This window comes from Gilliamella sp. M0320 (genome assembly GCF_016101635.1).
Taxonomy (GTDB): Bacteria; Pseudomonadota; Gammaproteobacteria; order Enterobacterales; family Orbaceae; genus Gilliamella; species Gilliamella apis.
Genome location: NZ_JACFQD010000005.1, coordinates 200,309 through 223,887, shown reverse-complemented (window position 1 = coordinate 223,887; position 23,579 = coordinate 200,309). Strand labels below are relative to the sequence as shown.

Annotated in this window: 25 protein-coding genes and 1 other RNA gene; 9 read left to right on the top strand and 17 right to left on the bottom strand. The window is 34.7% G+C overall.

Annotated elements, in window-relative coordinates:
• The first annotated feature begins 46 nt into the window (after positions 1-46).
• From H3T83_RS08200 to H3T83_RS08175, 6 genes are read left to right on the top strand one after another with little or no spacing between them, the layout of a single operon-like run.
• Positions 47-2,143 carry a BglG family transcription antiterminator gene (locus H3T83_RS08200; RefSeq protein ID WP_198215516.1) on the top strand — a complete coding sequence of 699 codons (2,097 nt, stop codon included), beginning with the start codon at positions 47-49 and terminating at the stop codon, positions 2,141-2,143.
• Positions 2,144-2,164: 21 nt separating this feature from the next.
• Positions 2,165-2,467 (top strand): PTS sugar transporter subunit IIB, encoded by a 303-nt coding sequence (locus H3T83_RS08195; RefSeq protein ID WP_034901817.1) that lies wholly within the window; start codon positions 2,165-2,167, stop codon positions 2,465-2,467.
• Between the two features lie 20 nt (positions 2,468-2,487).
• Positions 2,488-3,777 (top strand): PTS sugar transporter subunit IIC, encoded by a 1,290-nt coding sequence (locus tag H3T83_RS08190; RefSeq protein ID WP_086320981.1) that lies wholly within the window; start codon positions 2,488-2,490, stop codon positions 3,775-3,777.
• A gap of 13 nt (positions 3,778-3,790) precedes the next feature.
• Positions 3,791-4,192, top strand: a complete 402-nt coding sequence (locus tag H3T83_RS08185) for a hypothetical protein (RefSeq protein ID WP_198215515.1) — start codon at positions 3,791-3,793, stop codon at positions 4,190-4,192.
• Between the two features lie 11 nt (positions 4,193-4,203).
• Positions 4,204-5,061: a class II fructose-bisphosphate aldolase gene (locus tag H3T83_RS08180; RefSeq protein ID WP_065578474.1), complete on the top strand. Its 858-nt coding sequence runs from the start codon at positions 4,204-4,206 to the stop codon at positions 5,059-5,061.
• Between the two features lie 11 nt (positions 5,062-5,072).
• Complete coding sequence (locus H3T83_RS08175) at positions 5,073-5,681, top strand: zeta toxin family protein (protein WP_110453670.1); 609 nt, start codon at positions 5,073-5,075, stop codon at positions 5,679-5,681.
• 31 nt (positions 5,682-5,712) lie between these two features.
• Here H3T83_RS08175 and H3T83_RS08170 read toward each other — a convergent pair whose 3' ends face one another.
• From H3T83_RS08170 to H3T83_RS08110, 13 genes are all read right to left on the bottom strand, one after another.
• Positions 5,713-6,252: a 5-formyltetrahydrofolate cyclo-ligase gene (locus H3T83_RS08170; protein WP_086354071.1), complete on the bottom strand. Its 540-nt coding sequence runs from the start codon at positions 6,250-6,252 to the stop codon at positions 5,713-5,715.
• 28 nt (positions 6,253-6,280) lie between these two features.
• Positions 6,281-6,463, bottom strand: a non-coding RNA gene (gene ssrS / locus H3T83_RS08165) — 6S RNA.
• 65 nt (positions 6,464-6,528) lie between these two features.
• A complete protein-coding gene (gene zapA, locus H3T83_RS08160) occupies positions 6,529-6,813 on the bottom strand; it encodes a cell division protein ZapA (RefSeq protein ID WP_034903801.1) in 285 nt (94 codons plus the stop codon).
• 7 nt (positions 6,814-6,820) lie between these two features.
• The gene (gene dxs / locus H3T83_RS08155; RefSeq protein ID WP_232351140.1) at positions 6,821-8,686 is read right to left on the bottom strand and encodes a 1-deoxy-D-xylulose-5-phosphate synthase; all 1,866 of its coding nucleotides are present in this window, start codon (positions 8,684-8,686) and stop codon (positions 6,821-6,823) included.
• 12 nt (positions 8,687-8,698) lie between these two features.
• A complete protein-coding gene (gene ispA / locus H3T83_RS08150; RefSeq protein ID WP_086361517.1) occupies positions 8,699-9,568 on the bottom strand; it encodes a (2E,6E)-farnesyl diphosphate synthase in 870 nt (289 codons plus the stop codon).
• Positions 9,561-9,806, bottom strand: coding sequence for an exodeoxyribonuclease VII small subunit (xseB, locus tag H3T83_RS08145; RefSeq protein ID WP_065578470.1), 246 nt, complete (start codon positions 9,804-9,806; stop codon positions 9,561-9,563). Before xseB ends, ispA begins: the two co-directional genes overlap by 8 nt.
• A gap of 118 nt (positions 9,807-9,924) precedes the next feature.
• Positions 9,925-11,298, bottom strand: a complete 1,374-nt coding sequence (gene rmuC / locus H3T83_RS08140; RefSeq protein ID WP_198215514.1) for a DNA recombination protein RmuC — start codon at positions 11,296-11,298, stop codon at positions 9,925-9,927.
• A 2-nt stretch (positions 11,299-11,300) separates the two neighbouring features.
• Positions 11,301-12,275 carry an elongation factor P--(R)-beta-lysine ligase gene (gene epmA / locus H3T83_RS08135; RefSeq protein ID WP_065650967.1) on the bottom strand — a complete coding sequence of 325 codons (975 nt, stop codon included), beginning with the start codon at positions 12,273-12,275 and terminating at the stop codon, positions 11,301-11,303.
• Between the two features lie 63 nt (positions 12,276-12,338).
• Positions 12,339-14,699 (bottom strand): glucans biosynthesis glucosyltransferase MdoH, encoded by a 2,361-nt coding sequence (gene mdoH / locus H3T83_RS08130; RefSeq protein WP_198215513.1) that lies wholly within the window; start codon positions 14,697-14,699, stop codon positions 12,339-12,341.
• Positions 14,700-14,720: 21 nt separating this feature from the next.
• On the bottom strand, positions 14,721-16,229 hold the full coding sequence (locus H3T83_RS08125) for a glucan biosynthesis protein G (protein WP_065578513.1): 1,509 nt from the start codon (positions 16,227-16,229) through the stop codon (positions 14,721-14,723).
• 71 nt (positions 16,230-16,300) lie between these two features.
• The gene (locus H3T83_RS08120; protein WP_086320990.1) at positions 16,301-16,966 is read right to left on the bottom strand and encodes a hypothetical protein; all 666 of its coding nucleotides are present in this window, start codon (positions 16,964-16,966) and stop codon (positions 16,301-16,303) included.
• Positions 16,967-17,134: 168 nt separating this feature from the next.
• Positions 17,135-17,377: a YecH family metal-binding protein gene (locus H3T83_RS08115; protein ID WP_065578465.1), complete on the bottom strand. Its 243-nt coding sequence runs from the start codon at positions 17,375-17,377 to the stop codon at positions 17,135-17,137.
• 186 nt (positions 17,378-17,563) lie between these two features.
• Positions 17,564-19,504 carry an exoribonuclease II gene (locus tag H3T83_RS08110; protein ID WP_198215512.1) on the bottom strand — a complete coding sequence of 647 codons (1,941 nt, stop codon included), beginning with the start codon at positions 19,502-19,504 and terminating at the stop codon, positions 17,564-17,566.
• A gap of 121 nt (positions 19,505-19,625) precedes the next feature.
• Here H3T83_RS08110 and H3T83_RS08105 point away from each other — a divergent pair, with 121 nt between their 5' ends.
• Together H3T83_RS08105 and H3T83_RS11455 are read left to right on the top strand one after the other, a co-directional pair.
• Positions 19,626-20,375: an alpha/beta fold hydrolase gene (locus H3T83_RS08105; RefSeq protein WP_198215511.1), complete on the top strand. Its 750-nt coding sequence runs from the start codon at positions 19,626-19,628 to the stop codon at positions 20,373-20,375.
• Between the two features lie 183 nt (positions 20,376-20,558).
• Positions 20,559-20,693 (top strand): hypothetical protein, encoded by a 135-nt coding sequence (locus H3T83_RS11455; protein WP_255518727.1) that lies wholly within the window; start codon positions 20,559-20,561, stop codon positions 20,691-20,693.
• On the opposite strand, the gene H3T83_RS08100 is transcribed toward H3T83_RS11455, so the two are convergent.
• From H3T83_RS08100 to H3T83_RS08085, 4 genes are read right to left on the bottom strand one after another with little or no spacing between them, the layout of a single operon-like run.
• Complete coding sequence (locus H3T83_RS08100; protein WP_198215510.1) at positions 20,665-20,988, bottom strand: prepilin-type N-terminal cleavage/methylation domain-containing protein; 324 nt, start codon at positions 20,986-20,988, stop codon at positions 20,665-20,667. The two genes, H3T83_RS11455 and H3T83_RS08100, sit on opposite strands and share 29 nt — an antisense overlap.
• Positions 20,981-21,361, bottom strand: a complete 381-nt coding sequence (locus H3T83_RS08095; RefSeq protein WP_165754933.1) for a DUF2509 family protein — start codon at positions 21,359-21,361, stop codon at positions 20,981-20,983. Before H3T83_RS08095 ends, H3T83_RS08100 begins: the two co-directional genes overlap by 8 nt.
• 40 nt (positions 21,362-21,401) lie before the next feature.
• Entirely contained in the window at positions 21,402-21,965 is a 564-nt protein-coding gene (locus H3T83_RS08090) for a prepilin peptidase-dependent protein (protein ID WP_086365094.1), read from the bottom strand.
• On the bottom strand, positions 21,959-22,435 hold the full coding sequence (locus H3T83_RS08085; protein ID WP_198215509.1) for a prepilin-type N-terminal cleavage/methylation domain-containing protein: 477 nt from the start codon (positions 22,433-22,435) through the stop codon (positions 21,959-21,961). The genes H3T83_RS08090 and H3T83_RS08085 overlap by 7 nt, the downstream gene beginning before the upstream one ends.
• A gap of 218 nt (positions 22,436-22,653) precedes the next feature.
• Here H3T83_RS08085 and dapD point away from each other — a divergent pair, with 218 nt between their 5' ends.
• Positions 22,654-23,478 carry a 2,3,4,5-tetrahydropyridine-2,6-dicarboxylate N-succinyltransferase gene (dapD, locus tag H3T83_RS08080; RefSeq protein ID WP_198215508.1) on the top strand — a complete coding sequence of 275 codons (825 nt, stop codon included), beginning with the start codon at positions 22,654-22,656 and terminating at the stop codon, positions 23,476-23,478.
• Positions 23,479-23,579: the final 101 nt, after the last annotated feature.

The window sequence follows — 23,579 nt, the reverse complement described above, 5'->3', positions numbered from 1 at the left end:
TCACTCACTTATACTAAATTTATGAAGTAAATAGGTGAATGGTTTTATGCGAACAAGAACAATTGCAGTATTTAGAAAATTCATATCTATTGATTATCCATTAACTATTGATACATTGTCGGAAGAGTTTCAGATAAGTACTCGCACAATGCGAAATGAGATACGAGAAATAAATGAATTTTTACATAAAAGGGCGTTGCCGCTTATCTCCTCAATCCGTAATAAAGGTTTTATTATCAAGGGTAGCCGTGAACAAAAGCAGTTAGTTAGGCTTGCCTTACAACAATTACCTGTTTCCCCTATTTTAAGCAAAGAAGAACGTCAATTTGATCTATTGTTAGCTATTGCTTTTTCAGTTACACCTACCATTTTAAGCCAAAAAGAGAATAGTTATTATGTTTCTAAAAGTGTGTTAGACGAAGATATTCGTAAACTTAAATTGCGTTTAAAAAAATATGATATTGAGTTGGTGAGTCAATCTAAATTAGGAATGCAATTAGTTGGATTAGAACGTTCAATTCGTTTAATGATGTATGAGGTGATAAATCAATATGCCAGTAATCTCAATTATGAGCAGCCGTTAAAAGAGTTAAGTTTAATTCAACAGTTGTTATTTAGTTACATTCCGCAAATGTTGATTAATAAATTATTTGAGCTTGCTGAACAAACAATGAGTCAAGTTCATGATGAAATTTATAAACAGCAAATTGTTATTTTTACTGCAATTTGGGTTATTCGTAATCAACAACATCACCATCTCACTAAGATTCGATCTGATTTTATTCATAATGATTCCGGCAGTATTAATCAATTTATTCGGTTGGTTTGTCAGCACGCAGCTTTACAAGTTAGTCGTCAAGAACAGCAATATATCATTTATATGTTAGAGACCTTTAATACTAAGGATATCAATAATTCTATCGATTGGTTAAATGCACAATTATTGGCGATTAAATTGGTCAATTATGTTGAGGAAAAGACACAAATTCCGTTTTCTATTAAACAAGAACAGTTATACGAAAATTTATGTAAGCATTTAGCCGGGTTAATCGCACGGGTGAGCAATAATATCCATATTATTAATCCGTTATTAGATAATATTAAACAGAATTATGGTGTTATCTATTCGGCTATTGCACAATTTATCCAAAATCTTGAGACCACTTTAAGCAATAAAGTATCTGAAGATGAAGTTGCTTTTTTAACCATTCATTTTTCTGCTTTCGCCAGTGAGATCAACCAAGAGCGAAGTTACTATTTTAAAGCGGTGGTCATTTGTGATCACGGTATTGCGACCTCTAATCTTTTAGCTCAATCACTTAAAGAATTTTTCAATATCGAGATTTTGGCTATTTTGGCTCGTAATGATCAGCATTTATTGAAGCAACTTGATTTCGATTTGATTTTTTCGACTTTTCCATTATCACATTATGAACACCCTGTTTTGGTGTTAGAACCCATATTAAAAGAAAAAAATCACTCTATCATTACAGATTTTTTAGCTAAAAATCGTGATCACCAACGTATGGTTAATCACTGCACTGATGCCACTGATCTTTTTTATGCTTTAGTTAATTTAATTGAAGAGAGTGGCGGAGTGGTGTCTGCACCAATTTATAACCAATTGGAGAAGTGTTTAGCTATTAATAATCTTAAAATCAATAAAAGGAAAATCCAACCTATGTTGAAAGATATTCTTACCGATGATGACATTATATTGCAACAAACTTGCTCTAATTGGCAGCAAGCTATCACTTTTGTTGCTCAACCGCTTTTGCAGAAAAACTATATTTCAAAAAATTATGTCGATGCCATGATTAGCTCGCTTGAACAATATGGTCCGTATATCGTTATCGGCAAAAATTTGGCTTTAGCGCATGCTCGGCCTGAAGATGGTGTTAATCAATTAGGACTTAGTGTGATGACCATGCGTGATCCTGTCGATTTTGGTAATCAGGATATGGGGCCAGTTAAGATTATATTTTGTCTGGCGGCTATCGATTCCTTTTCTCACCTCAATATTATGCGCAGTTTGATCGAACTGATTAATGATGAAAGTAAGCTTGAACGCTTATTAATGTGTGATTGTGTCTCGCAATTTAAAGCGATTTTATTTAATGAACCAACCCCAGCTTTAACTTAATAAGCTATAGGAGGATCCCCGATGAGTCAGTTATCTATTTTATTTGTTTGTGGTGCCGGTCTTGGTAGTAGTTTTGCTGCCCAAATGGCAACTGAAGATGTACTAAAAGCTAAAGGTATTGATGCCAAGTTAGATCATACGGATATTTCTTCTGCCGCGTCGATGAATGTCGACATTATTATTACCGCAGAAAATTTTCGTTCGCAATTTGCTAAATTTAATATTAGTGACCACACCTCGATTGTATACCTAAAAAATATCGTTTCGAAGTCGGAAATTGATGAAAAATTAAGTCCGATCTTACAAGAGAAAGGATTGCTTTAATAAGCAAAAAGGAGAGCATTATGAACGTAATTAACTTCATTATTGATAATATTCTAACTCAAGCATCTATCACAATTAGTTTAATTGCTATGCTTGGTCTTATTCTGCAAAAAAAATCGGTAGGGCAAACTATATCAGGAACGCTAAAAACTCTACTTGGTTTTCAGGTGCTCAATGCCGGATCAAGTATTATTGTTGGTAGTTTGAGTTATTTTGGTCAAATTTTTACAGCTGGCTTTGATATGCAAGGCATTATTCCTTCCATTGAGGCAATCAATGGTCAAGCCATGAATCAATTAGGTTTGGGTAGAGATATTGCCTTAACCTTTTTAATGATATTTATTTTTAATATTTTAATTGCCCGTTTTACGCGTTTTAAATATATCTTTTTAACTGGCCAGGCTATTCTTTGGATGGCAACCATGACAACCGTGTTTGGTAGTTTCGCTGGTCTTTCAGGTGTGAGCTTGATTTTAGTCGGTGGTGTTATTGGTGCACTTTTTGCCGTCTTTATGCCAGCGATTGCTCAACCTATTATTCGTAAAGTTACTGGTTCGAATGATATCGCACTTGGGCATTTTTGTACTATTGGTTATCTGTTCGAGGCGGGTGTTGCTTATGTTGTTGGTGAGAAAGGGGAAAATAAACGCTCAATTGAAGATATAAAATTACCAAAATCGTTTGAGTTTTTACAAGATACCTATTTATCAGTTATGGTGGTAATGCTGCCTTTATATATTATCACCGTGCTTTTTGCGGGTGAAGAATATGCTTCGACACTATCTGGCGGTCAAAACTATATCATTTATGCATTTACTCAAGCAATCATATTTGTAGTTGGTATTTATGTGTTATTAGCCGGAGTTAGGTTATTACTGGGTGAAATCGTGCCAGCTTTTAGAGGGATCGCCATGAAGATTGTTCCTAATGCAATACCTGCGCTTGATTGTCCAGTGTTTTTCCCCTATAGCCCTAATGCTGTTATTCTTGGTTTTATTACGACCACTATTGGTACGGTAATTGCGATGTTAACTTTACCTTTCTTTGGCCTTGCGATGATTCTTCCTGGCATGCTAACTAACTTTTTTGCTGGTGGTACCGCGGGGATCTTTGGTAATGCCGTAGGTGGACGTCGTGGCGCTTTAATTGGTGGAATAGCTCATGGCATATTTATCACTTTATTACCCGCGCTGTTAGTCACTATCTTTAATCAAATGGGATTTGTTAATGCCACAGCGACTGATGTGGATACCGTTACGGTGGCCTTGCTTTATGCTTGGATTTTGAGCCCATTATTGAAGAATTTTTAATTAAGAGGTGACCATGTTTAACTTTTTTAAAAAGAATAAACCATCTGTTCAAATAGAACCATCAACTCTAAGAGAGCTTACAGCTGATGAGATTGCTCAAATTGAACATCAGATTAATGAACTCAAACAACAACTTACCCATACCGATAATGTTCAATTATTGGCCAGTTGTAATGAACAAATAGGAATACTGTATAACCAGTTAAGGCGTGTTGATTTGGCTATGGAGTATTTAGAAACCAGCATGCAACAAAAGAGATCAATTGGTGAAGGATATAAAATCCTAATGAGTTTGTATAACCATAAACGTGCAGAGGCAGCAAAATCAGGATCAATTACCGATATCGACTTTTGGATGAATAAAATGGATGAAATGCGCAATATTGCCAAATTAGCTACAATTCAACGAAATTAAAGGAAAAAGTTATGTACACTACACTTAAAGCGGTAACCGAATTAGCGACTAAACTTAATTTTACTGTTGGCGCATTTAACACGCATAATTTAGAAATGCTACCCGATATGCTTCGAGCGGCGAAAGAGGTTGGCGCACCGATTATTATCCAAACAAGTGTTGATACCGCTCGTTATATTGGTTTTAAAGTCTTGGTCAATACCATAAAAGCCATCGCTGATGAAGAAATTGTCGATGCGGTTTTGCACCTTGATCATGCTAAAAATTTTGATGATATCAAACAGGCGATTGATAGTGGGTTTACCTCGGTAATGTTTGATGGTTCATCTTTACCGTTTAAAGAGAATATACTAAAAACTCGAGCTGTGGTTGAATATGCCCATGCTCGAGGTGTGTCGGTAGAAGGCGAGCTTGGCACTATTGGTGGCACCGAAGAGGGCATTCACGTTGAAGTTAACGATAAAGTTTACACTAGACCTAGTGATGCTTTGGCCTTTGTACAGGCCACGGGAATTGATGCTTTAGCGGTAGCAATCGGGACTAATCACGGTCAGTTTAAATCGAAAACTGAAGTCAATATTCCGTTACTTAAAGAGATTCATGCAATGGTTGATATTCCATTAGTTATTCACGGTGGTACCGGTGTGAAGGAGGAAGATTACCCTGAGCTGATTAACAACGGCATTCGTAAATTCAATGTCGGTACTGAGTTGTTAGTTAATTGGACACAAGTTGCTAAAGATCAGTTTGCTCAAACTGAAGTTAATAAGTCGCTAAGGCATAATGTGATTCCTGCTAATCAAGCAGTTAAAGATATTGTCAAACATAAAATGAGTTTGTTTCTCAATGTTAATCAACGTATTAACTAAGGTAATCTTATATGCCCAAATATCTGATCTTACTTGCTGGTTGTCCTTGTACCGGAAAAACATATTTGATCCATCTATTGCAGCAACAATTCACCAACAGTTTGCTGTTGACGCCCGATGAAGCAAAGGAGTTGTATGCCGACTCCGTTGGGTTTAATTCACTTGCTGAGAAAAATGTCTTAGAACAAAAAGTTTGGCATTTTTATTACGGGGTGTTGCAGTGGTATATGGATGCTGGCAAGAAGATCATTATTTCGGAATATCCATTTAGCGATAAGCAAAAAAATCAGTTAAACGATTTTGCTAATCGCTACCATTATCAGGTAATAACCATTCGCTTGGTGGCTAATTTTGATATTCTTTGGCAACGCCGATATAAGCGTGATCGCTCTTTAGAACGTCATTTATCGCATATTATGACCCACTATCATTATGGTGACGAATTAGCTGATCGTAATCTTGCCGATGATTTGATAACCAAAGAAAAGTTTTATCAAATTTGCCATGATAGACAATATGATAAATTTGCATTAGGGACATTGTTTGAAATGAATGTAGATGATTTTAGTAAAGTAAATTATGCTGATTTATTGAATAAATTGAAAAAGATTATCACCTAATGAAATATAGAGGACGAATTACCTTTAGCCTTTAAGCATAAATTATTTCTGGCAATTTAATATCCCAAGGTTGATTATCAATCTTGGCCAATTTTTGGCAGGCAAATGCGAGCCCAATCGGTAAGATTTGCTGCTTTTGGTAATTGGCTAATGCTCGGTCATAATAGCCTCCACCCATCCCCATGCGATAACCGCGCTCGTCAAAAGCCACCAGTGGGGTAAAGACAATATCAAGTTGCTCTATCGTTATGCTACTGGTTTCATTGATTGCTGGTTCTAAAATGCCGAATTTATTTTTTATCAATGGTGTATTCGGCGAGTAATTTAAAAAGAGTAGTTGCTGTTCAGCTATCGGTACCGGTAAATAGACCGATTTGTTTTGTTGCCATAAATATTCAATAATCGGTTTTGTATCGACTTCCCCATCAAATGACAAAAAAATAGCGATGTTTTTAGCTTGATTTAAAGCTGGATGAGTTTCAATTTTTTGATAAATAATTCGCTGCGCATTATTGCGTTGTTGTGGAGATAATTCACGTCTTTTTTGACGTATCGCTTGCCGAATATTCATTAGTTATCTATTGAAAAAGAGAAGAAAGAATCACTCCAAGATGTCGTTAGGGTCGTAACCCTTGAACCCAAGGTTCAAGGTGAATAGCATGTTTTAATTTTTAGGTTTCCTAATTAAATTAGGCATACTCACCAATTAAAAATCACACCACTCTAAATTAAAGAATATCGGCTCAGGGGACTAACCCTTATCCCGAACATCTCAGAGATAATTAATATAATACAAAATTTAGAAAATCATACAATAGTCTTTGTTGAATATTTACGTTAAAGCTAACTAATTGTTGGTATTTAAAGCGGAATCAAGTAACTGCTGTAGCATTTTTAATCTATTAGCGAACTCGTCGCTTTTTTCTTTCTCTTTCGTTAGTTCATAAGATATATTTAGCGCAGCAGTCATGATTAGTTGATCACTACCAACTTGTGGTGATTTTTCTCGTAAGTTTGTTAAGCGTGCATCTAAATCTTTAGCCGCATTTGTGAGTGCGTCAACTTCTTCGACTGGGCAATTAAACTTTAACGTTCGCCCAAAAATCTGAACCGTGACAGCTTGAGTTTCCATATTTAACCTATAGTTTTATAAATGTATTAATTTTGTCGATTATATGTTTGGCGTTTAATCCAACTTCATCACGCATTTCTTGTTGCGATCCTTGTGGAATAAACACATCAGGCAATCCGATGTTTAAAATATCACATTTTATTTTTTTCGATAACAAAAATTCATTGACGGCGCTTCCAGCCCCACCTTTGATACTGTTCTCCTCAATGGTGACAAGTATATTATGGCTTTGACTAATGTGCAAAAGGACTTTTTCATCTAGTGGTTTTACAAAACGCATATCTATCACTGTAGCATTTATTTGATCAGCTGCTTGTAAAGCTTCAGGTAATAATGTGCCAAAATTGAGTAAAGCAATATTTTCACCTTCTCGACAGTATTTCGATTGTCCCAATGGTATTGGAGAGAGTGGTTGTAAGCTAGCACCACATCCTTCACCACGAGGATAACGTACCGCTGATGGGCCATTATGTAAATAACCTGTATAAAGCATTTGTCGACATTCGTTTTCATCACTCGGAGTCATAATAACAAGATTAGGAATACAGCGTAGAAAACTTAAATCGAAAGCACCTTGATGGGTTTCACCATCAGCTCCAACAATGCCTGCTCTATCTATAGCAAACAGGACAGGTAAATTTTGGATAGCAATATCATGGATCACTTGATCATATGCACGTTGCAAAAAAGTAGAATAGATAGCTACTACCGGTTTTAATTCACTAATAGCAAAGCCTGCGGCTAATGTTACCGCATGCTGCTCAGCAATGGCTACATCGAAAAATTGTTTGGGATAGCGTTTTGCAAATTCAGTCATACCAGAGCCTTCGCTCATGGCAGGAGTAATTGCCATTAAACGTTTATCATTTTCAGCTATCTCACACAGCCAATCACCGAATATTTTGGAATAGGTTGGTGCAACTTTCTTTGAAATCGGTAAAGTTCCTTCATTAGGATTAAATTTGGGAACACCATGCCATAAAGTTGGGTTTTGTTCGGCAGGGCCATAGCCTTTACCTTTTTGAGTAATAATGTGCAGTAGTTGTGGTCCTTTTAACTGCCTCACATTTTGCAAGGTAGCTACAAGTGTTTCGACATCATGACCATCTACTGGGCCAATGTAATTGAAGCCTAATTCTTCAAATAAAATGGCTGGAGTAACTAATCCTTTTAAATGTTCTTCGGTTTTTTTGAATAATTCTTTTAATGGCGGAATATTCGAAAGGACTTTTTTACCACTTTCACGAAAAGAGGTATAAGCTTTACTTGATAAAATTTGCGCTAAATGCTGATTAAGTGCGCCGGTGTTTTCAGAAATCGACATATCGTTATCATTAACAATGACTAACATATCAGGTTTTATATGACCTGCGTGATTCATTGCTTCAAATGCCATACCTGCGGTTAATGCACCATCACCAATAATTGCTGCTACTTTTTGTCCTGATTGCTTTTGTTGTTCAGCAATAGCAATACCTAGCGCGGCACTAATAGATGTTGATGAATGGCCAGTAGTTAACACATCGTATGCACTTTCATGACGATGAGGAAAAGGGTGCAATCCACCTTTTTGGCGAATGGTTAGCATCTGAGCTCGTCGACCAGTAAGGATTTTATGCGGATAAGCTTGATGCCCTACATCCCATATAACTTTATCAAATGGTGTGTTATAGACGTAATGTAAAGCGACGGTTAATTCGACTACACCTAAACCTGAAGCTAAATGACCACTAGATTGACTAACACTATCTAATAAAAATTGTCGTAATTCCTGACAAATCTCTGGCAATTGTGATAGCGGATAACGTTTAAGATCCGTGGGAAAATTGATTTGCTTTAATAAAGGAAATTTATCTAAATTCATTTTTATCATCTAGTTATTAGGTTAACTATTTCGATTAATAATAAAACCAGCAAGATCTTGTAATGGTTGGCTATTATAAGGTATTTGCCGCAGACTATCGATAGCTTGCCGATATAATGTGTTTGTCATTTCAATTGCATTTTGTAAGCCAACTAATGCCGGATAAGTACTTTTTTCAAGTGCAATATCTGAGCCCTGTGGTTTGCCCATTAGTTCTTGTTCACCAATAACATCTAAAATGTCATCTTGAATTTGAAATGCTAATCCAATAGCTTGAGCATAGTCATCTAAGATTTGATAATAGGGTTTGGCTACCTCACCACTAGCATAAGCTCCAAGCCTAACTGCTGCTTGAATTAAAGCACCGGTTTTATAATTATGGATATTTTGTAAATGTTCAAGGGTTACCTTTTGATGTTCTGCTTGCAAATCAAGTGATTGACCTAAGCACATACCTGCAAGTCCACTGGCGTTAGCGAGTTCGCTAATCATATTAATTTTACTTTGATTATCAATATGTTGATTTTCGCATAATAAACTGAAAGCTAGTGATTGTAAGGCATCGCCAGCAAGAATGGCTTCTGCTTGACCAAATTGAATATGACAAGTAGGTTTTCCTCGCCTGAGGTTGTCATTATCCATGGCAGGTAGATCATCATGAATTAGAGAATAAGTATGCATTGATTCGATAGCAGCTGCAATAGGATCAAGTTTATCTAAAGGACAATTAAACATCTGCCCAGTTAGATAAACTAGAATAGGACGGATTCGTTTGCCTCCGGCAAGCAGACTATAGCTCATCGCCTGTTGCAAGTTTGAAGGGGCAAATTGCGAAATATATGTTGTTAAATAATTATCAATACGTTCTTGTAATGGTTTTGTGCTATTCATTATTATCAATTGAAAATTCAGATAATTGAGCATCACTATTTTCAGATAACAAAATTTGGATGCGTTGTTCAGCCTCATTAAGTTGTTTTTGACCAGAACGGGCTAATTTGATGCCTTTTTCAAACTCATTTAAAGCTTCATCTAATGGTAAATCACCATTTTCAAGTTGAGTGACAATTGCTTCAAGTTGTTGGATAGTTTCTTCAAAACTTGCTTCTTTATCTTGTTTTTTTGCCATATCGTCCCCCTTTGTGTTAAATGAGTATACACGTATTTTTTCTGATGGTGAATTAAGATATTTAAGTTAAATTATTACATTAATTAAAACATCATTAACCAATGAGTTGCGATTAGTTTTATTGGGTATCATGGTAAGATGGATAATCTTCTTGTTCACGTTCAAGTTCATCAACTGATAGTTGGGCTATATCAGGATTGATCGGTTTTTTAACTTCAATTCCTAATTCTCTGAATCGTTCTATTTGACCAATAACATTACCTCGTCCTTTAGATAGTTTGTTCATTGAATTTTGATAGGTCTGTTGTGCTTTATCTAAACAGTTACCTAGGTTTTCCATATCCTCAATAAAACCGCGAACTTTATCATATAGTTTACTTGCTCTATCAGCAATAAGTTCGGCATTACGATTTTGGTATTCAAATCGCCATAAATTATGAATAGTTCTTAACGCTACCAATAAGGTTGTTGGACTAACAATCATAATATTATTTTTTAAAGCATCATTAATTAATGACGGATCTTGATCAATTGCTGACAAAAATGCTGGTTCAACTGGAATAAACATTAATACATAATCTAATGAATTGATACCAATTAGTTTGTGATAATCTTTTTGGCTAAGCTGTTTTAGATGATTACGTACTGAAGCTAAATGATCGGCAATAGCCTTAGTTCTAATATCATCATCATCGCTGTTAAAATAACGTTCATAGGCAACTAAAGTAACTTTTGAATCAATGACAACATCACCGCCTTGAGGTAAATGAACAATTACATCTGGTTGTAATCGTTGATTATTTTCATTGGTTAAATTAACCTGAGTGTGATATTCATGTCCTAAGCGGAGTCCTGAGTTATCCAAAATTTGACTAAGAATGAACTCTCCCCAATTACCTTGAGTTTTGTTATTGCCTTTTAGTGCATTAGTTAAATTAGTAGCTTCCTTAGTCATTAATTCATTAAGCTGTTGCAAATTGCGGATTTCATGGGTGAGAGTATGACGCTCTTTGGCTTCTTGTCCAAAGCTGTCTTGAACCTGCTTTTGAAAGCCTTCTAGTTGTTGTTTTAGTGGTGAAAGTAGAAAATCTAAACTTTGTTTATTTTGTTGCTCAATCTTTTTACCACTTTGCTCAAAAATTCGATTAGCCAAATTTTCGAACTGAGTTGTTAAACGTTGCTCACTTTGTTCAAGGATGGTTTGCCGTTGGTGAGCGGCATTCATCGTCTCTTCTAAACGTGTTTGCAATTCGCTAATTTTGATATTTTGGGCGATATTTTGTTGTTGGTATTGATTTAACTCTTGTTCCAACTGTGTTATTTGAGTGGTTAAAACCTGATTTTCTTGTTTTTTCTGATTCAGTTGTAAATCAAATAAGGCATGTAGATTATTGGCTCTAAATTGAGTTTTTAATAAAGCGATTAATAAAGCAATGGCGATAATAGCAATTATTATCGCTATCCATTCACTTAAGTCTAAACTTCCAAACATGATCAAGCCCTTGCAAAAGTGAATGAAATGACATCATCTAAATTCATGGCATCAAGTGCTAACATAATTAAGCGGTCAAGTCCTACGGCAACACCGGCACAATCAGGCAAACCTGCTTCCATAGCCGCAATTAACTCAATATCAATATTTTGTGGTGGTAAGTTTTGATTTGCCCGATCAATATTATTTTGTTCAAAACGCATCTTTTGTTCTTGTGGATTGGTTAACTCTTTAAATCCATTAGCTAGTTCTATCCCTTTATAATAAAACTCAAAACGGCTGGCGACTCGATGGTCTTCCGGACTGATCGCTGCTAATGCTGCTTGAGATGCTGGAAAATTATATACTGCAACGGGCTTTTCTTGACCAATATGAGGTTCGACGCCAAAACTAAATAAGCATTGTAATAAAGTGTCTCGATCATAATCATCAGTATTAAGCTCGATATTAAGCTTTTTAATCGCATCAATTAGGCTTGCTTGATCAGCTTCCAATGGGTCAATATTTAGATGACGTTGAAATGCTTTTTGATAGGAGATACGCTCGGCTGGTTCGCAATCTAGAACGTTTTGTAATAGATCGTCTACCTCATTAATCATTTGCATCATATCAAATTGGATGCGATACCACTCTAGCATAGTAAATTCAGGGTTATGATAGCGACTCACTTCTTCATGATTACGAAAACATTTACAGATTTGATAAATAGGGCCACTGCCAGCCGCTAATAAACGCTTCATATGATATTCAGGGCTGGTGATTAATGACATTTTTTGTCCTTGTTGTTCATTGGTTTCACCAGGTTTTAAAAATAAGGTATGAAATGAGCTAAGATGCACATCTGTTACTGCATATTGGCTTAAGGTTGGCGTCTCGACTTCTAATATACAGCGATCAGCGAAAAACTGTCTTACTTGAGATACAATTTTAGCGCGCTTAAGTAAATTATTAATTGATGCAGTAGGTTGCCAAGTCATAAAAAATATCCATGGATTTTGATTAATTACTAAAAGAAGAAATAGGGCATTAAGCCCTATCTCTTATTGCTGGCGTTCATTTTGCCATAATGAGAACAAATTGTCGTATTTTTCTTGCTGATGCCAGATGTGACAATGAAGTGCAGAAAGAATAATTGGGTCTTCTAAAATTGCTAATTGTTGTTCTTTACTGATTTTTTCTAAATCCACTTGCTGATAGTGCTCAATCAGTTGTTGGCGCAATTGCTGATTTTTTGTATTAGGTAAATGACGAGAAGTCGATAATGCACAGGCTAACGCATTATAAATAGGATCGACAAGTGCCATAACAAAGCCATGTTCTATAAAAGCAGCTTCAGTTTGCGTTAAATAGTCACCAGTAAGTTTTACTGCACGTGAAGGGTGGGTTTCTTCAGGAGTTAAAAATAACCCCGCTTTTTTAGCTTTCATACCAATACTAGATAATCCAGAAACGCGAATTACCAGTGGTGAAATAGTTAATGGGATTAAAATTGCGATATACCAATAGGTAAATTGTGGATTTAACCAAATAATCACGCATAACCACACAATCCCTAATAATGATAAAGGCCAACAAAAATAGAATGATTCCCCCCAAGTTAAGGCATCATCACTTCGTGATGGTGACTTCCATTGGATTTTGCTACCAAGCCATGCTTTAACAACGAATTTGCTATGGAAGATCATACGGATTGGTGCAAGGATCATTGACCACACCATTTCAATAAGAATTGATAAGGTTAGTTTAAATATCCCGCCTACATCTTTTGCCCCTGTTCTGGCTATAATAATTCCGTAGCTAAATAATTTAGGTGCAAACAACAATACCATCGTAGTTGAAAGTAGTTGAATAGCTAATTGTTCATCCCACCTTGGCCAGGTTGGGTAAAATTGGTTGGGTTGGAAAAAATATTGTGGTTCAGAAATATTGAACACTAATAATAATAGTGTGGAGAAAATTAAAAATATCAACCACAATAATGATGAAATATAAGCCATACCACTGGTTAAAAACATAACTCGGTGGGTTAAAGTAATGCCACTTTTGAATATTAAGCGAAGATTGATCAGATTACCCATACACCAACGATTATCTCGTTTGAGATCTTCTATCATGTTTCCTGGTAACTCTTCATAGCTACCATTCATATCATACGCAATCCATACGCCATAACCAGCTCGGCGCATTAAAGTTGCTTCAACCAGATCATGCGATAAGATATGAATCGGGCCTTTACGTTTTTGCAATGGTGATAAAATACAGTGTTCAATAAATGGTTTGAGGCGAATCATAGCATTGTGACCCCAATATTGGGCTTCACTTAGTTGCCAGAAGTGAGTACCTGAGCAAAAAATATCGCTATAAATTTGATTGGCAAATTGTTGAATACGGCCGTATAAGGTTGTCATTCTGACTGATTTTGGTGGTGATTGTAATATACCTGCTGTCGGATTCATTTCCATCATGGCAACCATTTTTAAGATACAATCGCCAGTCATAATACTATCAGCATCAAGAATCATCATGTACTCATATTGATGTCCCCAGCGACGACAAAAGTCATCAATATTACCGCTTTTACGTTTCACACGACGTTTACGATGACGATAGAAAATATTACAACCATTATCTGCTTTTTTAGCATTAAAATCAGCCCAAGCCTTTAATTCATTAACATACAAATCAGGATCGTTCGTGTCGCTAAGAATATAAAAATCACAACATTGAGCATGTCCCGTTTCAACCAGTGATTCATAGGTAGCTTCAAGTCCTGCGAATACTCGTGAAACATCTTCATTACAAATAGGCATGACTAATGCCGTACGATGTTTTGCGTCAATATGGGATGCAGGATCGTTAGGAATAGCAATGGTATAACGGTCTTTTTTTATCACCGCTAAAATAAGGCCCATGATACTGGTCCAAAAACCGATTGAAATCCAACAAAATAATATAGCGAAGAGACCAATAACAAAACCTTGTATGATATAAGGGATGATACTATAGATAGCCAGTTCCGGATTGATTTCCCAATTTGCCATAAAACTAATCTTTTGCCAGCTTTGATACGGCAAAAGTGATGATAAATAAGTCGTACCATAGTAAGTTTGCACGGCAATAAGCGCAAACATAATTAAACGACGAATAAGTGCGATAATATTTACACGTGGTTTTGATTTAGCTGTATAGTGTTCATCCCAAATTTGTGGTTGTACTGATACACGTTCAACTTTGGGATAACTAGGTTGTTGTTGTCTTGTTTCATTAAAATATTCAGTATTGCCGACTTGATTCAATCGATATTTTAAGAATTCGACATCATTGACAAGTGAGTTATTGTTTTCCGATTTCTGACGCCAAATTTCGGCGTCAGGAAGATTTTCAAAGTAATCTTTTTTCATATTATTGGCTGATTATTATAATTATTGAGCAGGATATTGTCCGCTCCATGTTTCGGACAAAACTTCACCCGTTTGAGAAGCGAGCTGAACTCGCAGATCGGTTGCTTTTTTGTTATCTTCAACGTTAAACCGTATAATAACACGCCAACCTTTAGTCACTGAATTGTATTGAGTGTCGCAACTAACAATTGATCCGTTATTAATGCTTGAAATAACTTTAACAGGCTTTTTGTCTGATAACTGAGGACCAGTAAAATCAATAACATAAGCATTAGAACCATCAAGTTTACGAATTAAATTAGCTTGTTTGATATCACCTAGCGATAAACGAGTACTTTCAGCTCTAGCAACGTTAGCTGGATAGCGATTTTGTTCGTTTAGTGTGTAGTGTAATCGATATTTAAAAGTAAGTTGATCACCACTTTTGTACTGTTTTTCCGGAACCCAGAAGGAAACAATATTATCATTTGTTTCATCTGCAGTTGGAATTTCGACAAGTTCAACTCGTCCTTTTTGCCAATCATTTAAGATTTCAACCCAAACACTTGGTCTTAGTTCGTAATGGTCATCTAAATCTTGATAATCATCAAAACCTTTATCTCGTTGGATTAGGCCAAAGCCTTTCGGATTTTCTAAACTATATGATGAAAACGATAAACGTTTTGGATTGTTTAAAGGGCGCCAAATCCACTCGTTATTATTGGCCAAAATAGATAACCCGTTTGAGTCATGCATTGCTGGACGATAATTAAGTAGTGGTGAAGGTTGATTTGGACCATATAAGAACATACTAGTTAATGGCGCAATACCTAATTTTTTAACTGAATCACGGAAAAATACTTTAGCTTCTACTGTGACTGTTGTATCAATACTTGGTACTAAAGTAATTTTATAAGCACCTGTCACACTTTGAGAGTCGAGTAATGCATAAATGACTAAATGCTTTTGGTTTGGGTCTGGACGTTCAATCCAATATTCTTTAAATCGAGGAAATTCCTCTCCTGACATTTCACCTGTATCGATGGCAAGCCCCCTTGCAGAAAGGCCATAACGTTGATCTTTACCAACGGCACGGAAGTAACTACCACCAAGCGCAGTAAATATTTCATCATCGGTTTTCGTTGGTTTATTAATTGGATAATGAACTTTAAAACCGGCAAAACCAAGATTTTTGGTGTTTAAATTATCTAAATTGAGTTTGCTCAAGTCAAAATAATCTGGATTGTATTTTATTTCATTAACTTGATTATTTACAATTTCGTTAATTTTAACCGGCGTGTCGAAATACATACCTTCATGATAAAACTCAAGTTTAAAACGACTCTTACGATCATTCCAATAAGCTTTATCATGTTTAAAAGAAATTTTTTGATAATCAGCAAATTGTAGTGAAGATAGCTCACTAGGAATATTTTTAGATGGTTGGACATAAGACTTTTTTGATAATTTTTCTGCTTTTGCCACTACATCATTAAAAGTAAAAGCCCATGAAGAAAAACTCAAACAAGATATCGATGCTATGCATAACATCTTACAAGTTAATGTTTTACTAAATCGACTAATAGGTAATAAATTGTACATAAAAAAGACTCACTTAAGTATTATCTAAAAATATTAATGTAATTGATAATATTGTCTTTAGGACTACTTAAACAATTTTCAAGATAATCGGTTTTCATTTCGTCAAGAATACTTGGATTTTCATCAATTAAAAAATGCGAGTAATTATCTTTGAGAATTTTAGTTTGTAATGCAGCCAAATCTTGTTCTGACATTCTAAATAATGGTTGATAGCGATTAGTTATATTTTCTGTATCTTTGCTGTAAACTGCTGCAACAAAATCTGCTGACCATTGACAGTAATTGTTTAGATTATTGTCGGTTGGATTAATTTTCTTTAACTCAATTTTATGTTCGGCTTGATTTTCTTCAATCACTTTTTTGAGTTGAATATCATATTTTAACTTATAAAATTCGTTAAGATAAAAATTTAACACACAGGAAGATTCGTTACTGTCATCTTTACAGTCTAAAATACCGTGTTTTTTTATATAACTGTCAAACTGTTTATCGCCAACTAATTGAAGTAATTGATTTTTGGCATTAGATACAAACGGATTATTTTGTTCTGTTTGTTCTTGTAATATTGCTAACGAATCGACTTCAATATTTTTGCCATTATTTTTTGTTTTAGACATATTGTTTTTTACACAGCCTGTGGCAAGAATAAAGACAATGGCACATGTAAGGATATTACTTATTTTCATATATCAAATTCCATGAACATATTCTTGAGTTGAAAATTCAGGTTGAGCAACTTAACACTTTCTAGTGAAGTCGTAACGCGAAATTATATACTCTTATTCTTTTAAAAACACTAGATGATTACATTAATTTAGTAAAAAACGCACTAAATATTCTTTTGCTGATTTTGTTTAATGTCGGCACATTTTTTTTATATCAACAGTAAATTGTGAATCATCGGTTAAAGCTGGCTTAAATTTTCCTTTTGCTTTTAAAAAAGCAATAAGCTGCTCGGCATTCATATCGGAGTTAGAACAGGTATGAAATCTAGCTTCGGTACCAAACTTTTCATTGATAGCATTAAGTAAAGATGATTCGGTATAATCGTTTCCATCCATCATCTGTAGTACTTCATGACCGTGAATTGATATCATTTCCCTCTCCTAAATTGTTTTTATCTCGCGCTAATTATTATTTTTAAGCGGTGAAAGATAGCAGATATTTTTAATAAAAAAAAGAGGTTAAATATTAAAAATATCATTAATTGTATTTAGATTAACCCTGATTATTATCAGGGTTAAATAATTAGTGTGAAAAAGGTTAAATTGATAAGATAATCTTTATTTATTTTCATCGATTTTTACAATAATCGAGTTGTTTTCAGTTTTAACCTGTTGGAGTACAACTGATATTGTATCAGCTAGTTTAAGTACAAGCTCATCTTTAATTTTAATTGAACCCTCATCAAGATTTAAGGTTATTTCATCACGAACGTTATGAATCATGGAGAGAGGTAAAAATGCGAATGCCCCTATCTCGGTCAATCGGACTCGAGCACCACCTCGGTTAATATCAATTATTTCAGCATTAAAGCGTTTTCCTTGTTTATTGGTTAGGTATTGGCTATAAAGATTTTCGGCGATATCACGTTCAGCTAAACGTAATTTTTTTCGACGATCAGACATACTTTGTAGTTGTTCTGAAGTTGGCGCAATGAATGGTTGCTCTTTAAGCGAAGCTTTAAGTAAACGATGGTTTATCATATCACCATATTTGCGAATTGGTGATGTCCAGGTTGCATAAGCTGTAAATCCTAAGCCAAAGTGTGGTTCTGGTGTTAATGAAAAATCAGCTGGAGTTTGGAATTTTCTTAACCTTGCCGATAGGAAGTCATTATCATCAATTAATCGACGTAATTTGACATATCCTGCAAATGTCATTAGTGATTCTTTATCGAAATCAGTGATGCCATTATCGGCTAATATTTTTAAGATCTGTTCAATGTATTTGCTATCAAAACCTGAATGGGTATTAAACACCCCAGTGCCTACTTTTTCTTGCAAATACATAGTTAGAGCTAAATTGGCAATAATCATCACTTCTTCAACAATGTTATTACCAATACCACGTAATTCTTTAATGATGTTTTTTACTTGGCGATTATCATCTAGTACGAATCGATAATCATTATTGGCTTTAAATACTAACGCATTTTGTTGTCGCCAATCTATACGTGCTTTTGCTAGTTCTGATAGTAATTTAAGTTGTTTTTTTATCGTGGCATCATCGATATTTAAATCACTTCGACCTTCTAAGAAATCAGAAACATTGTTGTAAGCAAGTTTAGCTTTCGATTCAATCCATGCAGGAGTGAAACTAATATCATCATTAGCAAATTGACCATTTTTATCAATGTTAATTTTACAAACCATGGCTGGTCGTTTTTCATTGGCTTTTAATGAACATAGATTGTCCGCCAACTGTGTTGATAACATAGGAATATTAAAGTCTGGTAGATAAGTGGTGAAGTTTCGAATTTTAGCGATATTATCGACTTCACTATCTTGAGGAATATACGCGGTAGGGTCGGCGATGGCGATCATTAGCTGATAGTTACCAATTTCATCTTGAGAAATTGCAATGGCATCATCCATATCTTCGGTATTTTCATTATCAACCGTGAAAAATGGTACATCAGTTAACTCTTGACGATTTTCCTGTTCAGACTCAGATATTGTGAAAGCTTCCTCTTGAGGTGCTTTATCTTCTAAATCGTAACGCGCCAAAGTTTTGAGCCATAATTGATAAATTGAATCAGAACTGGCGATAAATTTGGTTACTTCAGCAGAAAAATGATTTTTATCTTTTTCTAATGGATGTGATTGCAATGTAGCAACAACCCAATCACCTTCTTTTAATTTTTGCGCAACTTGAGGATTAACTTTACAGCGTATGGCAAAATTTGTTGGCATATTTTCAGGATAAATCACCATAGCGCGATCTAAAAAGCCGATTTTACCAATAAATTTTTGTAAGCTACTTTCAATTAATGTTTCAGGTTCAAATGACTCTTTATCATTATTGCTGATGATAGTTCCCGATACTTTATCTCCATGGCAAAGCTGCTTCATTTTGGCAACCGGAATAAAATAATTGGTTTTATTATCAACATCTAAAAAACCAAATCCTTTTTCGTGCGCTCGGACGATACCTTCAACACGCGGTTTTTGTTCGTATAATTCTTGTTTAAGTTGGGCGAGTAATGGGTTATTTTGAAACATATGGCTTAATATTAATTGAAAAATTTAGACTAAATTCTATCATAGTTATGCTTTTAGGAGTTATTGAATTGTTCATCAATGACTGGCTATTGGAGTCAGTTGCAATAAATAGAGTTAAAACATGAAATTAAATTATAAATTACAAGGCAATAAACAACCGATTTTATTAATGCATGGGCTATTTGGTAGTTTAGATAACTTAAACATGCTAGCTAAAGACCTCGTTGCAAATTATCAAACTATACAAGTTGATTTACGTAATCATGGCCAATCGCCATGGTCAAATATCATGAACTATCAAGCTATGGCGGAAGATATCGTGGAACTCTGCCATGATTTGCAATTACAAAACTTAATCTTAATTGGTCATTCGATGGGGGGAAAAGTTGCTTTGCAACTAAGCCAATTAATTCCACAACAAATTACTAAAATCTGTGTAATTGATATTGCGCCAGTTAAATATACTCAAACAATTAATACTCCGGTCATAAAAGCATTGGCACAATGCATTGTTCAACAATTAGTTGATAGAAAGCAAATCGCTGAAGTCATGAGACAACATGGTTTAAGTGAACCAACGATTTTATTTTTGCTCAAATCCTTTAAACATGAGCGTTGGCTATTTAATGCTGATGTAATTATTAATCAGTATGACAATATTTGTGATTGGCAAATTATTTCAGCTTGTGATATTCCTACTTTATTTATTCGTGGAGGAAATTCTAACTATATTACTGATAAGGATTATCCTGCCATTTTTAGCCAATTTCCTAATGCGCAAATTGAAACAGTAGCCGGTGCTGGCCATAATGTTCATGCGGAAAAAACAGAGCAAGTATTGCAACTTTTATATCCTTGGTTAGCTGACTGATCATAATTATTTCATTAATAAAAATTAATCAGAAGCACCATTGTTTAATTGATGGTTGCTGATTTTTATTTTTTTCATTTAAACTAAAGATTGCTAGATTAAATAAGCAATAATACTAAAAAATAAGATTGTTGTTTGGTAAATTCAATCAACAAACATGCATAGCTATTTTTATCTAAAGGAATGAAACTCATCACGCTAGAATTAGCGCAAACGGGATGGGATATTGCCGTAGCATGGAATGAAAAAATAGAAAATAAACAGCGTGATATATTTTTAGCAATGAACATTAATCACATAGTAAACGTTGCTGTTTAATTGTTTTATGATTAGGAGGAGTAACATTAATAAAAACTATCCGACAAGATGTACTATAAGGTTGGCTATAAATTTGATATTGCCAATTATTCGGTATGATTTGCGGTACAGTATGAGGATAACTATCAAGTAAAGCAAAGGCGATTTGCTCCGCTTTAAACTGTTTTTGGAAATAGTGGTGTTGACTAATAATTGCGGTTAAATAACCACTAAAACCTAGCATAATGATGGCAAACATTAAGCATGATATCATGACTTCAATTAAGCTAAATCCAGCTATGTTTTTTCTATTCACAATCAACTAACCTTTTTTCTGGACAATAATCTAGCCAATGTCCTTTTTCAATAATCAAGTGATTATCTGCAAAATGCGTTAACATATAAAGATAATAGTCATCAGCTTGGGCGCGTACTAAGGTATAGTTATCCACTTTTAATCGTGATTTTTTTATACATGCTGTTAAATGATATTGCGCATCAGATAAGCATTGCCACTCTTCGGTCGGAAGTTGCCAGGTCTGCTGAATTGCCCAATTTAAACTAGAGCTCGCTAGGTTAAACTGGCGATAATATTGAATCTCAATTAAATAGTTTTTTTTTAATGAATTAACTATAGCTTGAAAACCAGTTAATAAAATGAGTCCGACTATGGTTAAAATAATTACCATTATTAGCGTGCTAAAGCCATCTATCTGTGTTGTTTTTTTATTAAAATGGATTTTCATTCTTGATAATGGTTACCGTTTGATAGATTATTTTTTTGTTCTTCTTTAATTGAGCAGCAATATTTATTACAAAATAGTTATTTTGCTGTTTTATTGAAAATTGCGTTATTTTAATGTCATGTGGATCGAATATTTTCTCCCAATTTACACCCTCACAACTTATTGAACCAACTTTATATTCCAAATTATTTTTGTAGAAACGATAAGCAAAAATGTCTGATTTACTTGGCGTATTACGATCATAAATCCAATCATTGCGAATCTCACTATCATAACGGAAAATATAACAATTGTTTGAAGTATTGATTTCAATTGGATGTTGTTTCATTTTTTCGGGGCTATTGGCAATAAAACCAGCACGTTTTAGATCTTTGGTTATACTAACTAACCCTTGATGGATATTCTTTTCTAAATGAATATGTAGATTTTTCTCCAGTAATATAGTTTGTAATTTACTATAGAATGAGGTGATACCAATAAAAATTAGACTAGAAAAAGCTATACTCAACAATATTTCAAATAATGAAAATCCATTTTGTTTTAACATCTAGGTAGTCCTGGCAAATAACTATTCTTTTTACAAAATCGAATTCGTCCACGATATGAAATGATAATTTGCGTGGTACCAATGGCGTTGTGTAATTCGATTGTACCTGTTTGCGCCATATTTTTCCGGCCCCAAAAGGAGATAGCTTTTTTATCAGTTAAATCACTTAATTCAACGGAATTGTTAGGCTTCATAAAATAGGTGGTGCCTTCTTGGCAAGTGGCTGGTTTTTCCCCTTTGCTGATATTTAAACACCAAGGCTGAAAAAAATAATATACGTGATAGTTTTCGTTAGTATTGTAAGCTCTGGCTTGAGCCTCTTCTAAAAAATAGGCTAGCTGTTTTGTGGTGGTTGCTAGTTCATTACGCAGTTGTAACTCTTGCCAATGTTGTACACCAATTGCGGCTAAAATAGCACTAATACTGATAACAAATAAAAGCTCTAATAAAGAAAATCCGCTGTTTTGCATTATTTTTTATTGAGAAATTTAACGAGAATTAAACTTTATATCTAAATAAAATCACGCTATTAACTTTTACTAAGATTTTGTGAAAGGCATTCCAAATAATTAACTTTTTTTGAGAGAGCTTAATGATACGATAAACCACTTAAAAATAGTGGCATATTATATTATACTGTTAGGCCAATTAAATTTGCTAACGGACTTAAAGTTAAAGGAAACAAGAAATGCAACAATTACAAACTATTATTGAGGCAGCATTTGAACGTCGTGCTGAAATTACTCCTTCAAATGTTGATACAGTGACGCGTGATGCGATCAACCAATGTATCGCTTTATTAGACAGCGGTAAAATGCGTGTCGCAGAAAAGATTAATGGCGATTGGGTAACTCATCAATGGTTAAAAAAAGCAGTGTTGCTTTCATTCCGTATTAATGAAAATCAACTTATTGATGGTGGCGCAACTAATTATTATGACAAAGTACCGTTGAAATTTGCTGGGTATGATGAAGCGCGTTTCCAACAAGAAGGTTTCCGCGTAGTTCCATCAGCAATTGCACGCAAAGGTGCTTATGTAGCTCGTAATACAGTATTAATGCCTTCATATGTAAACATCGGTGCTTATGTTGATGAGGGGACTATGGTTGATACATGGGTAACCGTTGGTTCATGTGCGCAAATTGGTAAAAATGTTCACTTATCAGGTGGTGTTGGAATTGGTGGTGTATTAGAGCCGTTACAAGCAAACCCAACTATTATTGAAGATAACTGTTTTATCGGCGCCCGTAGTGAAATTGTTGAAGGTGTGATTGTCGAAGAGGGCAGCGTTATCTCAATGGGTGTATTTATTGGTCAAAGTACTAAAATTTATGATCGTGCAACTGGTGAAGTTCACTATGGTCGCGTACCGGCTGGTTCTGTGGTGGTATCAGGTAACTTACCAACTAAAGATGGTAAATACAGCCTTTATTGTGCAGTAATCGTTAAAAAAGTAGATGCTAAAACATTAGGTAAAGTCGGTATTAACGAATTACTTCGTACTATTGATTAATTTTATTAATCTATCTATTAAAGCTACCGTAAATGTTACGGTAACAATAAAATGAGTTGTTTAAAGTAAGTTATATCTTATAACGATTAGAAGAGGAAAAT